The following is a 19,359-nucleotide window of genomic DNA, read 5'->3' as shown; positions in this document are numbered from 1 at the left end:
ATCCCTCTGGCAAGGGCGCACGGCTTGCGCTAGAAGGCAATCAAACGCGAAAGGGACCGCCCATGGCCGAAGTTATCCGCCCGCAGATCTACCTTATCACGCCCCCCGCGATCGAGCTGGGAAGCTTTCCGCAACTGCTGGCCCGCGTGCTGGACGCGCATGAGATCGCCTGCATCCGTCTGGCACTGGCGACGCGCGACGAGGATACCATCGGGCGCGCGGCGGATGCCTGTCGCGATGTGGCCCATCAGCGCGACGTGGCGCTGGTGATCGACACCCATCTCAAGCTGGTCGAACGTCACGGGCTGGACGGGGTGCATTTCAACGATGGCGCGCGTTCGATCCGCACCGCGCGCAAGGAACTGGGGACCGAGGCGATCGTCGGCTCGTTCTGCGGCACCTCGCGCCATGACGGGATGAACGCGGGCGAGGCGGGGGCGGATTACGTCTGCCTTGGTCCCGTTGGCGAAAGCACCCTTGGCACGGGCGAACGCGCGCCGCGCGAGATTTTCGAATGGTGGTCCGAGATGATCGAAGTGCCGGTCGTCGCAGAAGGTGCGCTGACCGAGGCGTTGATCCGCGATTTTGCCCCTGTGACCGATTTCTTCGCTATCGGAGAGGAAATCTGGCGCACCGATGATCCGGCGGCCGAAATGACCAAGCTGATCGCTGCGATGGGCTGAACCATGTCGGGCTGGCTTGGGGATTCGGATGGCCCGATGGGCGACTACGGCGCCTTTATGGAGCCGGAACTGCGCCTGCCTCGCGACGAGCTGGCGGGGCAGATCCGCGCGCTTGGCGACGGGCGATTGCTGATCGCCATCGTGGGCGCGCCGGGGTCTGGGAAATCGACGATTGCCCACGCGCTTGCGGATGAGTTGAACGCGCAGGAGGCCGGATCGGCCGCAATTGTCGCGATGGACGGGTTCCATCTGTCGAACGAGGCGCTGGATCAGGCGGGGCTTCGCAACATCAAAGGTGCGCCGGAAACCTTTGATGTCGAAGGGTTTTCTGTGCTTCTTGATACTCTGAAGAACACCGATCAGGACTGCCCCGTGCCGACCTTCGACCGCGATATTGACGGTGTTGTCGAGGAGGGCGCGACGGTTCCTGCCAAGGCGCGCTATCTGCTGGTTGAGGGGAATTACCTTCTGCTGACCCGCGCGCCGTGGCGTGATCTGTTCCCGCTCTTTGACCTCTCGATCCGCATTGATGTGCCGCCGCAAGAGCTGCGCCGCCGTCTGACCGAACGCTGGCAAGGCCAGAACCTGCCACCCGAAGAAGTGCGCCGCCGCGTCGAGGAAAACGACATGCCCAACGGGCTGGTGACAGTGCGCGAGAACCGCGGCGCCGATTTCGTGATCCGCGATTAACGCGGCACCAGCCGCAACCAGATACCGTCCTTGCCGCGCACCGTCAGATGCGCGACGGGGACGGGGACACGCGTGGGCACCGGCTCGATCCGGAAGGCTTGCAAGATCATCGACAGGATCAGCGGCCCCTCGGCCATCGCAAACCCCGCGCCGGGGCAGACCCGCGCGCCGGCCGAGAACGGGATATAGGCCGAGCGCAGCCCCTCTTTGCCGTTTGGCGTGTCCCAGCGGGTCGGGTCGAAGGCGTCGGGGTTCTCCCAGATACGCTCGTGGCGGTGCAGGTGCCAGGGGCTGACGATCACCTGATCGCCGGGGCAGAGCTTGCGCTCGCGGAAGGTTTCGGGGCAGGTCGCCTCGCGCACGAACATCGGCACGGGCGGGTAAAGCCGCATCGCCTCGCGGAACACCGCGCGTGAGAGCTTTAGCTTGTTGATTGTTGAAAAATAAGGGATTTGCGCAGCCATAACCTCTTGCGCCTCGGTCGCGATACGCTCTTGCCACTCGGGGTGGGTGGCCAGCAGATAGAGCGACCACGCCAGTGCCGAGGCCGAGGTTTCATGCCCCGCCAGAAAGAAGATTGCGACCTGATCGACCATCTCTTCGGTGTCGAACCGCGCGCCCGTTTCAGGGTCGGGCGTCGTCATGATCTTGGTCGCCAGATCGTCGGGCGCGGTGCCTGCGGTGATCGCTTTTGCGCGCTCGGTGGTCAGTTGTTCGATCAGCGCGCGGATGTTCTTTGCGGTGCGCTTGGTCGCGCGCGAATGGAAGCGCGGGAACCATTTGGGCAAGGGCAGGATCGCGCCCAGATTGACCACGGGCGCCGAGCGTTGATGCGCGCGAAACTCGTCAAACACGGCGCCTGCGACCTTATGCCCGATCGGGATCGAGAACAGCGTGCGGAAAATCACATCCGCCGCCGCATGTGAGGTTTCCGCCTCGATTTCAATCGGTTGGCCATCGGCTTGTTTCTTCAGTCGCTCGACGCAGGCCACGCCCGCATCCCACATCGCGCCGAAGGTATCGCGCAGGCGTCCGCCCTCAAACGCGGGGTCGATGATGCGGCGCTGGCGGAGCCATGTCTCGCCATTGGTGATGAACACGCTCTCGCGCAAAAGCGGCTTTAGCCCCTCGCGCACGCGGTCGGATTTGGGAAAATCGAGCGGGCGCTTTTTCAGGATCAGATCGACGAGCGCGGGGTCATTGCACAGGAACGAGCGGAAGAACGGCGTGCGGAACTCGGCCATCTGCGCGCGATACAGGCGTTCGGGTTGTGCCGAGAGGATGTCTTGGCGGAACAGCCGGAAATAGCGCCAAAGCGAGACTTTATCGGGACGGGGGACGGGTTTAGGGGGCAGGGGCATCGCACTCACTCGTTACTGTTACCCGACCGTGGTAAAGCGATTGACCGGGCGATCAATGCGGCTTTTTGACGGGGGGCGGTCTTTGAAACGGGTGGCGAGCGTCTGTGGACCAGCGGTGATGCGGAAATAATCATAGTCGCGCGGGCGGTCAAATGCGCACAGATACTGGAAATGCAGCCGGAAGAACCGCCAGCGCAGCGCCTTCCAGCGCGCGGGCGACAGGGTTTGTGTGAAGGTGGCGGAAATCACCAGAGGCCAGCGCTGGTTCTCGGGTGCGACGCCCGTCACCTTGACCGGATCGCACAGCGCGAAGGCGCAGCCATCGCCCGGTGCCGTCACATCGACCCAGCTTAGCGCGTCACTTTGGCACAGATCCCGCAGGTCTTTGCGCAGCCGGGTCGCGTGCGGCAGAAAGCTGACCATCGGCACGACCTGACCAAGCGACAGAAATGCAAGCGCGGGGCCGCCCGTGGGGCGATCCTCGCGGAGCAAATCGGCGAGGATCGAGACCGCCAGATGCGCGCCCGAGCTATGCCCGACGACCAGAACCTCATCCCAGTCTTCGGCCAGCGCCTGTTCGATCTGGCCGCGAAACTCGGTCATGCGGGTTTCAAGGCCGGGCGGGTTCGCCCCCATCCAGCGCGCAGAAAACGCATAGTCATGCATCAGGTAATAGGCGAAAAACTTGCCGTCATGCGCGCGGAACCAGCGCAGCACCGCGCCAGCAATGGCCAGCGCCACCACCGTGCCTGCAAGGGGCGCAAGGGAGAAAGGCGGCAGCAGCGCGAGCGCCAGAAACGCCGCGCCCGCGCCAAGTCCGAGGGCCGCGCCAAGCTGCAAAAGCAGCGCGAAAATCGGGTAGAGTGCTGCGATAATCGGCCCCTTGCGCAGCCGCATCAGTCGGAACAAAGCGCCGGTGCCGATATAGGCCCAGGCCGTGCGCAAGAGCTGCAGATAGGTTTCCGGGATCGAATGGCCCATGCTGTCGCGCACAATGTCGGACCAGACCAGCACCTCGATGTCGGCCTCGACCGTGGCCCCCTCTTGCGTCGAGGTCACATGCCAGCCGTAAGGCCCGCCCGCCTGTTTGGGCTTGAGCGCGATCTCATAGCCCGAAACCGCGGCCTGCGCAGCGCCCTCCTTGCGGTAAAGCTCGCGGTAGCGGCGGGGATGGATCGGGTCATAGCCGGGGATGTAGAACACCCGCCGCCGCCTGACCTGTTGCTCTTGCGTCTGCACCATACCCGCCCCTCGCTTTGGCGTAGGCTAGCGCGAAAATCCGGCGAAAGTAAGGTCTTAGCGCACGGCATTCCAGCGCGCATCATGGGCCTCGATCGCGGCGATGCGGCGCTCGGTCTTGGGGTGGGTCAAGAGCCATTCAGGCACACTGCCGCCCGCGTTTTTCGTCAGCGCGTCCAGCTTGCGAAACAGCGACACCTGCGGCCCCGTGCCAAGCCCCGCCTTGATCATCAGCGCCGAGGCAAACTCATCGGCCTCGAACTCGTCCCGCTGGCTAAGGCGCGCGGCAAGGGCGGTGGTCAGGATGTTTGCCAGCCAGATACCGATGAAGGGCAAAAACCGCCCGAACACCGTCATCAGCAACAGTCGCAGCGCGTTCTGGCCCGAAAAGTCGATCATCCGGCGGCGCGAATGGCCAAGCGCCACATGCCCCAGCTCATGCGCGATGACCGAGCCGATTTCCTCGGGCGTGACTTCGCCTGAGCGGTATTTCTCCATGAAGCCTTCGGTCAGGAAGACGCGGCCATCGGGCGCGGCCAGCCCGTTTACGGGGGCGACCTGAAACACATGCACCGGCACTTCGGGCACATCAAGCGCGACGGCCAGCCGGTCCAGAACGGGCTGCAGGCGGGTGTCGCGCAGGCGTCGCGAATTGCCGTCAAGCTGGCGTTTCAACGACCATGCCGAGAAATGCCACAGCGCCACGCCGTAGAGGATGAACAGAAGGAAAGGGAGCAATCGTAAGAGCATGGGCCAGATATGGGGCGCGCGGCTGGCTGGGTCAATCCTGTGTCGGCGCATGGGCTGCGCGCCAGAGCCACCACAACAGCCCAAGCGCAATCACCCCCGCCGCGATCAGGCCAAGCATGTTGGCGGCAAACTCGGACGCGGCCGTCAGATTGGCGCCAAAGGTGATGCCAAGCCCGATATAAAGCGCAACCCATGTCGCCTCGCCCGCCAGATCGGCAAGGCTGAACGCGCGCCGGCTATAGCCCGTGGCTCCGGCGGCCAGGTTCACATAAGGCCCAAGCGGCGAAAACAGCCAGCGGCTAAGGTAAACCGTCATCCAGCCTTTCGCTTGCAGCTTGTGGATCGCCTCTCGCAAAAGCTTCCCCTTCGGGCTGCCGTCGTCGGGCAGGAAACGCGTCGCCCGCCTGCCCAGATGAAACCCCGTCTGATCGCCAAGAACCGCGCCACCAAAGGCCGAACCGATCATCACCGCGCCCGACAGATCGCCCGAGGCGACAAAGGCGCCCGACGCGATCATCATCAGCGATGAGGGAACGGGCAGGGCAAGGCAGCTAAGATAGGTGGTCAGCCCCAAAAGCCACGGGCCATAAACGGGCAGAAGGGCAAGAAACGCGTCGGTGATTTGCTCGGGCATGGGGTCAGTTCCCCATGTGATGCGCGGTCATCGCGGGCAGGGCGGCGCGCAGCTCGTCGATCAGTTGCTCGACCGGTTTGCCTGTCATCGCGGCGATGTCTTTGAGTGGCACGCGCCCCACGCGCTCGACCCCCAGAACAGGGTCCAGATCCTCGCGCGAGACATGCCAGCTGCGCGCCAGATAGCCCGCCGTCATCCAGGGAGCGGGATCAACCTGCCGATGCGCGGGGTCGGACCAATAGATCGTCAGCACCAGCAATTTGACCGCGAAGAACAACGCCAGCACCGCCGCAAGCCCAAAGGCCACCAGTGCCACACGCTGTTCGCGCCAAAGTCGGGCCAGCACCTTCATCCCAGTTCCTTCATCGCCTCGGTGATCCCTTGTAACGTCAAAGGATACATCTTTCCGTCGAACAGTTCGTGGATGATCCCGATGGATTGGGTGAATTTCCACAACCGCTCTTCGACGGGGTTCAGCCAGACGGTGGCGGGCCATTGTTCGCGCGCACGCGTCAGCCACAGGTGCCCGGCTTCGGGGTTCCAATGTTCGTTCGCGCCGCCGGCATGGGTGATCTCATAGGGTGACATCGAGGCGTCACCCACGAAAATGCATTTGTAATCAGGTCCGTAGCGGTGCAACACGTCCCACGTCGGCGTGACCTCGTTCCAGCGGCGGCGATTGTCCTTCCAGACACCTTCGTAAAGGCAATTGTGGAAATACCAGTATTCGAGGTGCTTGAACTCGGCTTTTGCCGCCGAGAACAGTTCCTCAAGCATCTTGATATGCGCGTCCATCGAGCCGCCGACATCCAGAAACAGCACCACCTTGACCGCATTGTGCCGCTCGGGGCGGGTTTTCACGTCGATATAGCCCGCATCCGCGGTGGCGCGGATCGTGGCGGGCAGGTCCAGCTCTTCGGCGGCGCCGTGGCGCGCCCATTGGCGCAGGCGCTTCAGCGCGACCTTGATGTTGCGTGTCCCAAGCTCGACCGTATCGTCGAAATCGCGAAACTCGCGCTTGTCCCAGACCTTGACGGCGCGCTGGTGGCGCGAGCGGTCCTGACCGATGCGCACGCCCTCGGGGTTATAACCGTAGGCGCCAAAAGGAGAGGTGCCCGCCGTGCCGATCCACTTGCTGCCGCCTTGATGGCGGCCCTTTTGGTCCTCAAGCCGTTTCTTCAGCGTTTCCATCAGCTTGTCGAAGCCACCCAAAGCCTCGATCTGGGCTTTGTCTTCGTCGGACATATGCCGCTCGATCATCTTGCGCAGCCAGTCTTCGGGCAGGTCCATCGCCTCAAGAACATCATCGGCTGAAATCGCCTCAAGCCCCTGAAACGCCTGCGCGAAAGCGCGGTCAAAGCGGTCGAGGTGACGCTCGTCCTTTACCATCGCGGTGCGGGCGAAATAGTAGAAGGCGTCGATGTCGTAGGTGGTCAGCCCTTTGCTTAACCCTTCAAGGAAGGCCAGATATTCGCGCAGGCTGACAGGAACCCCGCCACGGCGCAAAGCCTCGAAAAAGGGCAGGAACATGCGGCTTAGCCCCCCCGCAGCATCCGGTCGATCACCAGCGTCGCGATCAGCCCGATCAGAGCCAGCGCAATCGCGTGGGTGGCGGCATATTGCGCGCGGTCGAACCCGTTTCCGCCCGCTTTCGCAGCGCGCAGGTAGCCCCAGATGGCTCCGATCAGGGTTCCGGCGATTACCAGCATGGGCGAGTTCCTCATATCGGGGCCGAAACCCCGATGCGAGGTCCGGTCAGTTCGTTCTGGCCCCCGCATCGGCAAGGGCGGCAACCTCGGAGGCACGCCTGCGCACGGCCGCATCCGAGCCAAAGCCATAGCGCGCCCACTGGGCCATGTCGAGCCGTGCCTGACGCGCCTGCGCGATGTTGCCCAACTGGTCATAGGCTTCCGCGCGGATCATATAGAGCGTGGCCATCAGCGCCGCGTTCTCGCCATTCAGCGCCGCCGAAAGCGAGCGGTTCACAAGCTGGATCGCATCCTGCGCGCGCCCCGAGGACAGCGCATAGGCGGCCAGTTGCATATCCACATGCGCGGCCTGAATTCCCGCGCCCGGAATACGACGATAGATCGTGCCTGCGTTGATGAAAGCGTTGGTCGCGGCCGCGGGCGAGGTCGGCAGCTCCAGCCGCCCCAGCACGAACCAGCCAAAGGCGGCGCGGGTGTCAGTCCAGCCTTGCGAGGCGGAGATCGCGATTGCCTCGCGCGCCGCGGCCTTGCGTGCGCCGAGCGATGATACACCTCCAAGCGCGCGGTTGATCGCGCGGACATAGGCGGCGGGCGTCGGGTTCTCGTGCAGCGCTTTCACCGGACCGCCTGCGGGGTTCACCTGCGCCAGCACGCGCGGCATCGCGGCCAGAACCTCGGGCTGGGACATGCCAGACCAGATCTGCGGCGCGTAATAGGCGCGCAGGATCGTCATATCATAGCGCGTCAGCGTGGTGTGGAAGTTGTCGTCGTTCCAGACCGTATCGGGCAGGCGGTAAAGGTCGTTCACCGGGCCAAGCGCCTGACTTACCTCTTCGTGCAGACAATCGCGCACCTCTTGCGGCGTGCTGTCCGAAGGCACGAAAACCGTCATCCGCTCACGCCGGGCAAGCTGTGTCCAATCGGTCCGGGCGGTGCGGCGGTTGGCCAGATAATCCTGCCAGTTGGAGACCCCCGGCACAACGAAACAGGCGGCATTCGGCACCTGCCGCTTCATCTCGGACTTGGGCAGAAATTCGACGTTGATATGGTCGGTCGCGCTCGCTCCGACAGAAATCGGGATGTTCGCCTCGTGGCGCAGGCGCGCGACCAGACGGTCCAGCTCACGCGGGGCGACCGGATGGACCTTGCCCGTAAGCGAGACGGTGATCGGCCCCTCAAAGCGGGTGAAGCGCGGCAGCGGACGCCCGCTTTCAAGGGCGAAGCTGAGTTCCATGAAGTCGCGCGTAAGCGCGGCATTCGATGGCAAAGCCGCACGCGGAGGCGCAGAGACCGGCGCTACCAGCGGGTCGGCCAGCGGCAGCTCGATTGCACTGGCCGAGGCGCGCGCCGTCGGCGCCTCGCTCATCGGTTGCGCGACACATGCGGACAGAAGCGCCGCAAAAGCGACGGTGGCGATCCGTTTCGTTACGGAGCGGCCCGCTTGTGTTGGCAGGCGCGCGGGTTGTGCGGTCTCAGTGGCAGCAGAGACCGCACGGAGCGGCAGACATATATGACGCATGGCAGTGCGTTGTTCCCAGGTTTGTCCCCGAAGGATAATCCGGAGAGATTAAGTTCGACCAGTAAATATTTGGCATTCAATCTGATTTTTCTAAGGCCGAACCAGATGTAGTGGCAGGTTTGTGCCACATCCCCGCCTTTTTGTTGCCACATTTCGCGCCTCGATCAGCGTTTGACCGCGAAACAGGAAACAAACTGTCGCTGAAATTCGCGAATCAATTGGTTAATGCTGCTCGGGTGGGACGGCCTGTTTCCAAAATGCGAACGTAAAATCCCGGACTTTTTCCGCAGAAAACCGAATTATCCGGATTTCACCTCCTGATTGCAGGTCGGGTTGCGGCTAATCATCGAAAGCGTGGGCGATTGTCGCTAATCCAATAAAAAACGCGCCCCGAATTTCTTCGGGACGCGCTTTTGGGGAGGAATCGCTGTCTTAGCCGCGACGACGGCGGCCACCACGGCCACCACCTGCTGCCTGCGCTGCGGCAGAGGCTTCGGCGAAGGTTGCGCCTTCTTTCATCGCGTCCAGCACACGGCTGAGCTTGATCCACTCGGTGCCGCTCGGGTCGTGGTCCATCAGCATGTTGGCGGCGCGGATGGCCTCCATCTCCTGGCTGCGCACGGGGTTCATGATCGCCGAGGTCATGCCCGCACCGATTGCCATCGGCAGGAAGGCGCCGTTCACGCCGTGACGGTTCGGCAGGCCGAACGAGATGTTCGATGCGCCGCAGGTGGTGTTCACGCCAAGCTCGGTGCGCAGGCGGTTCACAAGGGTGAACACCTGCCGGCCAGCGGTCGACATAGCGCCAACCGGCATCACCAGCGGGTCAACCACGATGTCATGCGCGGGGATGCCGAAATCGGCGGCGCGCTGGACGATTTTCTTGGCCACTTCGAAACGCACGTCGGGGTCTTCGGAAATCCCGGTGTCGTCGTTCGAGATCGCCACGACCGGCACGTTGAATTTCTTGACCAGCGGCAGAACCAGCTCAAGACGCTCTTCTTCGCCGGTGACCGAGTTCAGCAGCGGGCGGCCTTCGCAGGCGGCCAGACCAGCCTCGAGCGCGGCCGGAACCGAACTGTCGATGCACAGCGGCACGTCGGTGATCGCCTGGACGCGCTTGACCAGTTCGGCCATCAGCGGCGGTTCGACGAAGTTGTTGTCGGCGTAGCGCGGGTCTTCGGCCATCTTGTTCGAGAACACAGCGCCCGAGTTGATGTCGAGAACGGTCGCGCCGCAGGCAACCTGCTCGATCGCGTCTTTTTCGACGGTCGAGAAATCGCCCATCTCCAGTTCAGCGGCCAGCTTTTTGCGGCCGGTCGGGTTGATCCGTTCGCCGATAACGCAGAAGGGCTCGTCGAAGCCGATTACAACGGTCTTGGTTTTGGACTCGATTACAGTGCGGGTCATGGTCAGCCTTTCGTGGTCTCGGCGATGAAAGTCGCGTTGGTCTTGATCCCGCCGAGCGGGAAGAAGTGGACAGCCTCGATCAGCGAGGCGGGGTTCTGGGCCTTATAGGCGGCCATTTCCTTCAAAAGCTCGGTCGGCTCGAAGGGCTTAAGCAGCTTGGTCACGTCTTTGGCGCGCTTTTGCAGCACTTTGAGCGAGGGGCCAACACCGCAGGCAATGGCGAATTTCACCAGCGTTTGCAGCTTTGCGGGGCCAGCGATGCCAAGATGGATCGGCATGGTGATACCCGCAGCGGCCAGACCTTCGGCCCATTCGATGATCGGCGCGGCCTCAAAGGCGAACTGGGTGACAATCGCCATATCGGCGTCGGTGCGCTCCGAGAATTTCTGCTTCCATTGCAGCGCTTCCATCACCGCCTTGTCGCCACCTTTCGGGTCGATGTCGCGGTTGCCTTCGGGGTGGCCGGCGACGTGCAGGCGCGAGAAGCCGTTGAAGGCGCCACTTTCGATCAACTGCATCGAGTTATCCAGCTCACCCACGGGCTTCGACACCCCGCCGCCCAGAAGCAGCGCTTCTTTGACATCTGCCTCGCCTTTGTAGCGGGCAACCCAGTCGTTCAGTTGCGCGACATCGCGGATGATGCGGGCGGGGAAGTGCGGCATCGGCTCGAAGCCTTCGGTGCGCAGACGCTTGGCGGTCGCGACCATTTCTTCGATCGGGGTGCCTTCGATATGGGCGATATAAACGCGCGTGCCCTTGGGCATGATCTCGGCAAAGCTCTCGACCTTCTCGGCGGTGCGCGGCATCACCTCCATCGAGAACCCGTTAAGGAATTCAGTGACCTGCCCATCCGCGGGGCCCGACGCCGCATTACGGCTGAAATTCACAAGCGCCATATCTTTTTTCTCCGTCAGGCGGGCAGGGAGGTTTCCCAGCCGTCGTTATCAATCAGCGCTTTGATGCGCGCGGTGTCGTAGTCGGAGATAATCCGCGCCAGTTCGGCTTCGGCAGCCTCTTCATCGGTGCCTGCGACCTCGCCGATGGGCTGTTTGCGCCATTCGGCCAGATAGGCATCGGTGTCGGCAGCCCCCACTTTCATGGCGCAGCGGTCGATCGCCTGTTCAAAACGCTCGGGCAGGGGTTTCTTAACCCCGCGCCGCCCTTTGCCCGCAATGATCTGGGCAGGGATGTCACGCCAAAGAACGAGGGTAATCTCAGCCATTTCGAATCCTTCTCCTTGGGCACACCATCGCGCATCTGTTTGCGTCACCGATGACGGATTTCGACATTTGGGCCGCTTGTGGCGACGTTGGTCGCGGTTTCATAGCAATCAATGGTGGGGGCAGGCCAGCGGGGTTAATCGGAAAAATCCGCATGGTTAAGATGAGCGCGGCTCACCAAACCGGGTCTGCGATATACTATAGAGGTGATCGTGCTCCCTTGAACCGCCCCGCGCGGCGCGCTAGGTTGGGGGCAACTTGAAATCGGAGGGCGTGCGAATGGCGCCCAGGCGTCCCAGGTCTGCGGGCGCGTTCCCGAAGAAATCGGTAGAGCACCCCGCGACCGCTCCTAGCGCCGAGAAGGGCGAGCTTTATGCTGCGCTCGATCTTGGCACCAACTCGTGCCGGATGCTGATCGCCCGTCCCAAGGGCAATCAGTTCCAGGTGATCGACAGCTTTTCCAAGGCTGTCCAGCTTGGTCATGGGCTTGAAGCCTCTGGCCGGCTTTCGCGTAGCTCCATGTCGCGCACGGTTCAGGCGTTGCAAATCTGCCGCCGCAAGATCGAGGGGCATGGCGTCAAGCGGATGCGCCTTGTCGCGACCGAGGCGTGCCGTCGTGCCAGCAACTCCAAGCAATTCATGCGGTTTGTGCGCAAGGAAACGGGCTTACCGCTGGAGATTATCCCGGCCGAGGAAGAGGCGCGTCTGGCGGTGATTTCCTGCGCCTCGCTGGTGAACCCCAAGACCGAACAGCTTTTGGTGGTGGATATTGGCGGCGGTTCGACCGAACTGGTCTGGATCGACATCTCGGGCGTGCCTGCGCCCGATCGCGCGCGTGCCATCATGCGGCTGTCGGGGGGCTTTAACCAACCCGAGAATGGCGTGCCTGCCGCGCGGGTGCTGGACTGGATTTCGGTGCCTTTGGGGGTTGCGACGCTGAAAGACCAGTTCTCGGATGTCGAGGATGATGCCGCGCGGTTTGCGCTGATGAGCTGGTTTTTCGAGGAAAAGCTGGCCGATTTTACCCCCTATGCGTCCGGTAGCCCGAAAGAGGGATTTCAGGTGATCGGCACCTCGGGGACGGTAACGACGGTGGCGGCGTGCCACCTCGGGCTGAAACGCTATGACCGTAACCGCGTGGACGGGCTGACGATGACGTCTGACCAGATCGACGCGGTGATCCGCAGCTTTTTGAACCTCGGGCCGAATGGACGGCGCAACGATCCTCGGATCGGGCGCGACCGGCATACGCTGATCATGTCGGGCGCGGCGATTTTGCAGGCGTTGATGCGCGTCTGGCCGACCGACCGGATGTCGGTTGCCGACCGTGGTCTGCGCGAAGGGCTGCTTTATGCACAAATGGCCGCCGATGGCGTGCTCGAAGAAATGGGACAGATCTGATGGCAAAAACACCGACCGGCAAGAATACCTCGGGGCGTGGCCAGCGCGATCTGCGCGTGCGGGTGAAAACCGCGAAGGGCCGCAAGCTCAGCTCGACGCTCTGGCTGGAGCGGCAGTTGAACGACCCCTATGTGCAGCGCGCCAAGAAAGAGGGCTACCGCGGTCGCGCGGCGTTCAAAATCCTTGAGCTGGACGAGAAATACCGCTTCCTTGTGCCCGGCGCGCGGGTGGTGGACCTTGGTTGTGCTCCCGGTGGCTGGTGTCAGGTCGCGGTGCAGCGGGTGAATGCGCTTGGCGAGAAGTCGGGCAAAAAGATCGGCACCGTTCTGGGCGTCGACCTGCAAGAGGTCGATGCGATTGCGGGGGCCGAGATCCACCAGCTCGATTTCCTGTCAGAAGGCGCTGACGACAAGGTCAAAGAATGGCTCGGCGGCATGGCCGATGTGGTGATGTCGGATATGGCGGCGGCAAGCTCGGGGCATCAGAACACCGACCACCTGCGGATCATCGCTCTGTGCGAGGCGGCGGCCTATTTCGCCTTTGATGTGCTTGAAGAGGGCGGCACCTTTGTCGCCAAGGTTCTGGCGGGCGGGGCCGAGAACGAGCTTCTGAACATTCTGAAAAAGAACTTCCAGAAGGTCGCGAACGTCAAGCCGCCAAGCTCGCGGTCCGACAGTTCCGAGAAATTCGTCGTGGCGCAGGGCTTCCGCGGCAAGCGCCACGAAGGCGAGTAAGGGTATTCTGTCTCATTTCCGAGACAGGTTTCGCATCTGCGGCGGCGAATTTTCGTTGAGCAAACCCCGAATCGGCCTAGGCTAAGCCTTCGCATCCGAAAGAGGGGAGGCTTTCCTATGCAGTCGCAGACACGCGGGGGGCGGCGCCATCACGCCGATATCGTGCGCGAGGTCGTGGCCTCTACCTCGGCTGCGGGGCGGGCGGGGTTTGCCGCAAGCTGGCGGCGCTCGCTGATCCACCATAACATAGATCCGGCGCAAAAGGGCCGCGCAGACCGCCTGACCGAGCATGAGGTCCGCGCGCGGCGCGAGGCAGCGGGGCTTTTGCTGCAAATCGCAACGCCGGTTCTGGACCGGCTGGCGCGGGCGGCCTGTGACGCGGGCTGCACGGTGCTTTTATCGGACGCGGGAGGGCTGGTTCTGGACGAGCGCGTGCGCAGCGGGGACGCGGGCGATTTCCATTCCTCGAACCTTGCGCCGGGGTCTGACTGGTCCGAAGGTGCCGAGGGCACGAACGGCATAGGCACCTGTCTGGCCGAGGGGCGTTCGGTCACGGTCTGGCGCGATCAGCATTTCCGCTCGGGCAATATCGGGCTGACCTGTATGGGCTCGCCTGTGTTCGGCGCCGAGGGCGAGCTTGCGGGCGTGATCGACGTCAGTTCCGCGCGCGGCGATATGACCGAGGGCTACGCGAGCCTTGTGTCGCTGACGGTGCAGGACGCGGCGCAGCGGATCGAGGCCGATATGTTCCGCGCCTCCTATCAGGGCGCGCGCATCCTGTCGGCGGGCGGCGGAGAGGCCGCACCGCAAGGGGTGATGCTTCTGGCGCTGGACCGCGACGATCTGATTGTGGGCGCAACCCGCGCGGCGCGGCGCCAGTTCGGAATCGAGGGGGACCAGATCGGTCGGCTGCCCGCGAATGACCTGCTGGGGCAGGCGGCAGGCGGCGGGCTGGAAGAGGCGCAACGCGCCGCGATGGCGCGCGCTCTGGCCCGAACGGGTGGCAATGTCTCGGCCGCCGCGCGGGATCTGGGAATCGGGCGCGCCACCTTTTACCGCAAGGCCAAGGCGCTGCGCCTTGAGGTCTAGACCCAAGGTCTACGACCAAAGTCGCAAGAGGGGCCAATCGGCCCCTTTTTTCATGAATCCCTTTGTTTTTCTGCGGATGCACCTGTCTCGGGGCTGAGACAGATCGGCGGGTATAGACCTTTAGTCTACCTGTTCAGGTGGCTTTCGCGGCGGCACTCTTGGTCCATACCCGGCGTCGAGGAGGACGTCGGCAATACCAATGGACACCAAGGGAGGATACTCATGGCCAACGATCTGGCTTCCGAATTCAAGGGCGTAATGGTTAAGCCCTTCCGCGAGCGTTATGGCAACTTCATCAACGGTCAGTTCAAAGAACCGAACGCGGGTCGCTATTTCGACAACATCACGCCGCTGACCGGCGCGAAGATCTGTGAAATCGCCCGTTCGGACGCATCCGACGTCGAGGACGCGCTGGATGCGGCACACGCTGCCAAGGAACTGTGGGGCCACAAGACCTCGCCGACCGAGCGCGCCAACATCCTGAACAAGATCGCCGACCGGATGGAAGAGAATGCCGAGCTTCTGGCCGTGTGCGAAACCTGGGATAACGGTAAGCCGATCCGTGAAACCCGCGCTGCCGATATTCCGCTGGCGATCGACCACTTCCGTTACTTCGCAGGCGTTCTGCGCGGTCAGGAAGGCACCATGTCGGAAATCGACGCCGACACCGTCGCCTACCACTTCCACGAGCCGCTTGGCGTTGTCGGCCAGATCATTCCGTGGAACTTCCCGTTGCTGATGGCGGCCTGGAAAGTTGCCCCCGCGCTGGCCGCCGGTAACTGCATTGTCCTCAAACCCGCCGAGCAGACGCCCGCCGCCATTCTGGTCTTTGCCGAGCTTATCGCCGACCTTCTGCCGCCGGGCGTTCTGAACGTCGTCAACGGTTTCGGCCTTGAGGCAGGCAAGCCGCTGGCATCGTCCAAGCGTATCGCCAAGATCGCGTTCACTGGTGAAACCACCACCGGCCGTCTGATCATGCAATATGCGTCGGAAAACCTGATCCCGGTGACGCTGGAACTGGGGGGCAAGTCGCCCAACATCTTCTTCTCGGACGTCTGCCGCGAAGATGACGCCTTCTTCGACAAGGCAATCGAGGGCTTCGTGCTGTTCGCGCTGAACCAGGGCGAGGTCTGCACCTGCCCGAGCCGCGCGCTTATTCAGGAAGACATCTATGACGAGTTCATGGAGCGCGCGATCAAACGCACGCAGGCGATCATTCAGGGCGACCCGCGCGATGCAGCGACCATGATCGGTGCGCAGGCCTCGCTTGAGCAGAAAGAGAAGATCCTCTCCTACCTCGACATCGGTCGCAAGGAAGGCGCCGAGGTTCTGACCGGCGGTGGCGCGGCGCAGATGTCGGGCGAGCTGAACAACGGCTTCTACATCCAGCCGACGATCCTCAAGGGCCACAACAAGATGCGTGTGTTCCAGGAGGAAATCTTCGGGCCGGTTGTGTCGGTCACGACCTTCAAGGACGCCGATGACGCGCTCTCGATTGCGAATGACACGCTGTATGGTCTGGGCGCGGGTGTGTGGTCGCGTGATGCGAACACCTGCTACCGCTTCGGTCGCCACATTCAGGCCGGTCGCGTCTGGGTCAACAACTACCACGCCTATCCCGCACACGCAGCCTTTGGTGGCTACAAGCAGTCCGGTATCGGCCGCGAGACCCACAAGATGATGCTCGATCACTACCAGCAGACCAAGAACATGCTGGTCAGCTACAACCCGAACAAGCTCGGGTTCTTCTGATCCTCCCGGGTTTTCCCGGTCCCGGCCGTCCCCCTTCCTCTCTCGGGGGGCGGCCATTTTGGCGTTTGTAGCAGGAGGACGCGATGTCTAAAGTCAGTGCAACGCCCGAAGCGTTGAAGCTTCTGGCCGAGATCGTCGAGGATTACGGGCCTGTGTTGTTTCACCAGTCGGGGGGCTGCTGCGATGGATCGGCGCCTATGTGCTATCCGCAAGGCGAGTTCCGCATCGGGGATGGCGACGTGAAGCTGGGCGAGGTCGGCGGGATGCCGGTCTATATCTCGGGCGCGCAATACGAGGTCTGGAAGCACACCGACCTGATTATTGACGCGATGCCGGGGCTTGGCGGCGGGCAGTTCAGCCTTGATAACGGGCGGCCGATGCGGTTCCTGACCCGGTCCGAGATCTGCGAACGTCCCGAATAGGCACTACTTCCCGCGCCGGAACTCGGATGGGGTGCGGCCGGTTTTTGCATGAAACGCGCGCGTGAAATAGGCCGCCGTGGTAAACCCAAGCGAGTGCGCGATGTCTTTCACCGGGGCTTTCGTGTCGCTGAGCAAGCGCCGCGCCTCGTAAAGTCGCCGTTCTTGCAGCATTTCCGACGCGCCGCGCCCGCAGCTTTGACGGCACACCCGCGTCAGATGCGTCGGTGTCACACCCAGTTCGGCGGCAAAGTCACCAACCCCGTGACCCGAGCGGAATTCGCGCTCCAGCAGCAAGGTATAGCGCGCGACGAGGCGTTTCGCGGCATTATGGCCGGTAGACTCGGGCGGGTTCAGCTCGATCTGGCGTTCCAGCCAGACACCCAGAAGCCCAAGATGGTGGCGCGCCGCACGATCCGCGCCGGGGCGATCGCTGGCCATCTCGCGCTGGACCGCGTCGATAATGGCGGAGAGTTCGGATTGCGCGCCCGCCTCGCGGATACGCAGATGCTGCACCGACTGGGGCAGGGTGACATCCGAGCCATTGCCGAAATAGATGATAAACCCGTTGGTTTGCTGGCTCATCTCGAAGCCATGCATCACGCCCGCCGGAATAAACACCGCATTATGCGCGCCATAGCCGCGCGTCACCCCGTTGAGTGTGATCCGCCCCTGACCGCGGGTGAACCAGATCAGGCACGATTCCGTCAGCGCGCGCATCGCTTCGGCCCGCCAGCGCCCGTTCTGCGCCAGGCGCTGGAGCTGCACGATGCGGACCGCGCGCGGGGTCTCGAGCGAGATGTCCTCGGCCGCCTTTGGCGGGGCGTCGGTTCTGGCTTGGGGTTTGGCGAATTGCGACAGAGGGGGGGCGGTGAACAGTCTCACGGGGGGGGCGGCCTTGTATCGGGGTCAAGCCGCCTGAGGATATGGCTGGAAGGTGTTATTTTTCAACAAAAATTTGAAACCGATAGCAATATCCCGCCGGCCCTCGTCAAGGACACGCGATCTTGTGCCACGCGCCCATCCGGCTACGAAACCATGTGCGTTGCCGCTTGGCATATTGCCGCGAGGCGGCCTGCGCGAGGCTGCGCGCCTCGTCCAATTCGATCCGGCCTTGCACAAATGCGACAAGTTCGGGCGCGCCGATGGCCTTGGCCCAAAGCGCGGAGGCGTCCCAGATCGGAGCGATTGCGCGGGCTTCATCAAGGGCACCGGTCTCCAGCATAATGTCAAACCGCCGGTCGATCCGGTCGGCCAGCCAGTCGCGCTCGGCCTCCAGCATAAGCGGCGTGCAGGCGTCCAGCGGCACAAGGGGCGGGGGCGTGTCATCCTGCCAGGCGGCCAGCCCGCGCCCCGTGGCCTGCTGCACCTCCCAGGCGCGCTGGATGCGCATCGGGTTCAGCCGGTCGATGCGCGCGGCGGTTTCGGGGTCAAGTTCCGCCAGCATCGCGCCATGCCCTTCCGCCTCGCGCCGCGCATTGGCCAGTTCGCGCAGCGCGGGCGGGGTCGGCGGAATATCGGCCAGCCCCTCGGTCAGCGCGGTGAAATACAACCCCGTGCCGCCGGTGATGATCGGCACCGGCCCACCGTTTCGCCAGTCCTCAAGCGCGGCGGCGACCTCGCGCAGCCAATGGCCGACGGAATAGTCCTCGCCCGCGCGCTTGTGGCCATAAAGCAGGTGCGGGGCCGCAGCCTCGTCGGCAACCGAAGGTCGCGCCGAGAGAACCCGCCAGCACGACCAGACCTGAAGCGCATCGGCATTCACAACCACGCCGCCAAGCCGGTCCGCCAGCCCTAACGCCAGTGCCGACTTGCCGCTTGCCGTCGGACCAGCGATCAACACGGGGGCATCGGCAAGAATTTCAGGAAGGTTTTTCAGTGTGTTAACTATCATTTCCGGACTTGTCGGCGAGTTTTCTGCATTGCGCGCGCTTTAAGCTGTTCGCAGCGGTTGAACATGGCCGACATTTGGGACATTTTGCCCGATGAATACAACCGACAATGAGGGACCGCAAATGAGCGCCGCCGAGGAAGCAAAAACCAAGTATAAGCGGGTCCTGTTGAAAATCTCTGGCGAAGCCCTGATGGGCGATCAGGGATACGGGCTTCATCCGCCGACCGTCGATCGCATCGCGCGCGAGGTAAAATCGGTGCATGCCCTTGGCGTCGAGATCTGCATGGTGATCGGGGGCGGCAATATCTTCCGCGGTCTGGCAGGCGCCGCACAGGGGATGGAACGCACCACCGCCGACTATATGGGGATGCTGGCGACCGTGATGAACGCGCTTGGTATGCAGGCCGCGCTTGAGGCGCTTGGCATCCATACCCGCGTGATCTCGGCCATCCCGATGGATCAGGTCTGCGAGCCTTACATCCGCCGCCGCGCCGTGCGCCACCTTGAAAAGAAACGCGTCTGCATCTTTGCCGCCGGCACCGGCAACCCCTATTTCACCACCGACACCGCCGCGACGCTGCGCGCGAACGAGATGTCGTGCGAGGCGATCTTCAAGGGCACCAAGGTCGATGGGATCTATGATAAAGACCCGGTCAAGCACCCCGATGCCGTGCGCTACGATACCGTCAGCTATGACGAAGTGCTGCAAAAGAACCTTAAGGTCATGGATGCCTCGGCCATTGCGCTCGCGCGTGACAACAACCTGCCGCTGATCGTGTTCTCTCTGGATGAGCCGGGCGGCTTCCAGGGCATCCTCGCGGGGCAGGGCACCTACACCTCGGTGCAAGGGTAACT

At 63.1% G+C, this 19,359-nt stretch carries 21 protein-coding genes; 8 read left to right on the top strand and 13 right to left on the bottom strand.

Going from position 1 to position 19,359, the window contains the following annotated elements:
• The first annotated feature begins 62 nt into the window (after window positions 1-62).
• Together RYZ20_RS03150 and RYZ20_RS03145 are read left to right on the top strand one after the other, a co-directional pair.
• A complete protein-coding gene (locus tag RYZ20_RS03150; protein WP_317670412.1) occupies window positions 63-683 on the top strand; it encodes a thiamine phosphate synthase in 621 nt (206 codons plus the stop codon).
• Window positions 684-686: 3 nt separating this feature from the next.
• Entirely contained in the window at window positions 687-1,373 is a 687-nt protein-coding gene (locus RYZ20_RS03145; RefSeq protein ID WP_317670411.1) for a nucleoside/nucleotide kinase family protein, read from the top strand.
• Here the strand turns inward: RYZ20_RS03145 and RYZ20_RS03140 are convergent.
• The 11 genes from RYZ20_RS03140 to RYZ20_RS03090 form a co-directional block, all read right to left on the bottom strand.
• Entirely contained in the window at window positions 1,370-2,734 is a 1,365-nt protein-coding gene (locus RYZ20_RS03140) for a cytochrome P450 (RefSeq protein ID WP_317670410.1), read from the bottom strand. The two genes, RYZ20_RS03145 and RYZ20_RS03140, sit on opposite strands and share 4 nt — an antisense overlap.
• Window positions 2,735-2,752: 18 nt before the next feature.
• On the bottom strand, window positions 2,753-3,976 hold the full coding sequence (locus RYZ20_RS03135) for a hypothetical protein (protein WP_317670409.1): 1,224 nt from the start codon (window positions 3,974-3,976) through the stop codon (window positions 2,753-2,755).
• A gap of 54 nt (window positions 3,977-4,030) precedes the next feature.
• Entirely contained in the window at window positions 4,031-4,723 is a 693-nt protein-coding gene (locus RYZ20_RS03130; RefSeq protein WP_317670408.1) for a M48 family metallopeptidase, read from the bottom strand.
• A gap of 31 nt (window positions 4,724-4,754) precedes the next feature.
• Window positions 4,755-5,357, bottom strand: coding sequence for a DedA family protein (locus RYZ20_RS03125; RefSeq protein WP_317670407.1), 603 nt, complete (start codon window positions 5,355-5,357; stop codon window positions 4,755-4,757).
• 4 nt (window positions 5,358-5,361) lie between these two features.
• Window positions 5,362-5,709, bottom strand: a complete 348-nt coding sequence (locus tag RYZ20_RS03120) for a hypothetical protein (protein WP_317670406.1) — start codon at window positions 5,707-5,709, stop codon at window positions 5,362-5,364.
• Complete coding sequence (locus tag RYZ20_RS03115) at window positions 5,706-6,887, bottom strand: vWA domain-containing protein (RefSeq protein WP_317670405.1); 1,182 nt, start codon at window positions 6,885-6,887, stop codon at window positions 5,706-5,708. Before RYZ20_RS03115 ends, RYZ20_RS03120 begins: the two co-directional genes overlap by 4 nt.
• 5 nt (window positions 6,888-6,892) lie before the next feature.
• Window positions 6,893-7,081, bottom strand: a complete 189-nt coding sequence (locus RYZ20_RS03110; protein ID WP_317670404.1) for a hypothetical protein — start codon at window positions 7,079-7,081, stop codon at window positions 6,893-6,895.
• 31 nt (window positions 7,082-7,112) lie between these two features.
• Entirely contained in the window at window positions 7,113-8,432 is a 1,320-nt protein-coding gene (locus tag RYZ20_RS03105; RefSeq protein ID WP_317670403.1) for a DUF2927 domain-containing protein, read from the bottom strand.
• A gap of 585 nt (window positions 8,433-9,017) precedes the next feature.
• Window positions 9,018-9,995: a methyltetrahydrofolate cobalamin methyltransferase gene (locus RYZ20_RS03100; RefSeq protein ID WP_317670402.1), complete on the bottom strand. Its 978-nt coding sequence runs from the start codon at window positions 9,993-9,995 to the stop codon at window positions 9,018-9,020.
• A gap of 2 nt (window positions 9,996-9,997) precedes the next feature.
• Window positions 9,998-10,891, bottom strand: a complete 894-nt coding sequence (locus tag RYZ20_RS03095; protein WP_317670401.1) for a methylenetetrahydrofolate reductase — start codon at window positions 10,889-10,891, stop codon at window positions 9,998-10,000.
• 14 nt (window positions 10,892-10,905) lie between these two features.
• Window positions 10,906-11,217: a virulence factor gene (locus RYZ20_RS03090; RefSeq protein ID WP_317670400.1), complete on the bottom strand. Its 312-nt coding sequence runs from the start codon at window positions 11,215-11,217 to the stop codon at window positions 10,906-10,908.
• A 277-nt stretch (window positions 11,218-11,494) separates the two neighbouring features.
• Between RYZ20_RS03090 and RYZ20_RS03085 the strand changes: the two genes are divergently transcribed.
• The 5 genes from RYZ20_RS03085 to RYZ20_RS03065 all read left to right on the top strand — a co-directional run bounded on the left by RYZ20_RS03085 (window position 11,495) and on the right by RYZ20_RS03065 (window position 16,613).
• A complete protein-coding gene (locus tag RYZ20_RS03085) occupies window positions 11,495-12,616 on the top strand; it encodes a Ppx/GppA phosphatase family protein (protein ID WP_317670399.1) in 1,122 nt (373 codons plus the stop codon).
• On the top strand, window positions 12,616-13,350 hold the full coding sequence (locus RYZ20_RS03080) for an RlmE family RNA methyltransferase (RefSeq protein WP_317670398.1): 735 nt from the start codon (window positions 12,616-12,618) through the stop codon (window positions 13,348-13,350). Before RYZ20_RS03085 ends, RYZ20_RS03080 begins: the two co-directional genes overlap by 1 nt.
• Window positions 13,351-13,467: 117 nt before the next feature.
• Entirely contained in the window at window positions 13,468-14,439 is a 972-nt protein-coding gene (locus RYZ20_RS03075) for a GAF domain-containing protein (protein ID WP_317670397.1), read from the top strand.
• Window positions 14,440-14,661: 222 nt separating this feature from the next.
• A complete protein-coding gene (gene adh, locus RYZ20_RS03070) occupies window positions 14,662-16,191 on the top strand; it encodes an aldehyde dehydrogenase (RefSeq protein ID WP_317670396.1) in 1,530 nt (509 codons plus the stop codon).
• A gap of 83 nt (window positions 16,192-16,274) precedes the next feature.
• Window positions 16,275-16,613, top strand: coding sequence for a DUF779 domain-containing protein (locus RYZ20_RS03065; RefSeq protein ID WP_317670395.1), 339 nt, complete (start codon window positions 16,275-16,277; stop codon window positions 16,611-16,613).
• Between the two features lie 3 nt (window positions 16,614-16,616).
• Here RYZ20_RS03065 and RYZ20_RS03060 read toward each other — a convergent pair whose 3' ends face one another.
• Together RYZ20_RS03060 and miaA are read right to left on the bottom strand one after the other, a co-directional pair.
• Entirely contained in the window at window positions 16,617-17,495 is an 879-nt protein-coding gene (locus tag RYZ20_RS03060) for an AraC family transcriptional regulator (RefSeq protein ID WP_317670394.1), read from the bottom strand.
• Window positions 17,496-17,601: 106 nt separating this feature from the next.
• On the bottom strand, window positions 17,602-18,504 hold the full coding sequence (gene miaA, locus RYZ20_RS03055; protein WP_317670393.1) for a tRNA (adenosine(37)-N6)-dimethylallyltransferase MiaA: 903 nt from the start codon (window positions 18,502-18,504) through the stop codon (window positions 17,602-17,604).
• A 91-nt stretch (window positions 18,505-18,595) separates the two neighbouring features.
• On the opposite strand from miaA, the gene pyrH reads away from it, so the two are divergent.
• Window positions 18,596-19,357 carry a UMP kinase gene (pyrH, locus tag RYZ20_RS03050; RefSeq protein WP_411572310.1) on the top strand — a complete coding sequence of 254 codons (762 nt, stop codon included), beginning with the start codon at window positions 18,596-18,598 and terminating at the stop codon, window positions 19,355-19,357.
• The last annotated feature ends 2 nt before the right edge of the window (window positions 19,358-19,359 follow it).

Source organism: Pseudothioclava alba (assembly GCF_033100795.1).
In the GTDB taxonomy this organism is placed as follows: Bacteria; Pseudomonadota; Alphaproteobacteria; order Rhodobacterales; family Rhodobacteraceae; genus Pseudothioclava.
The sequence above is the reverse complement of the archived record's forward strand: the minus strand, read 5'-3'. Positions and strand labels throughout refer to the sequence as shown.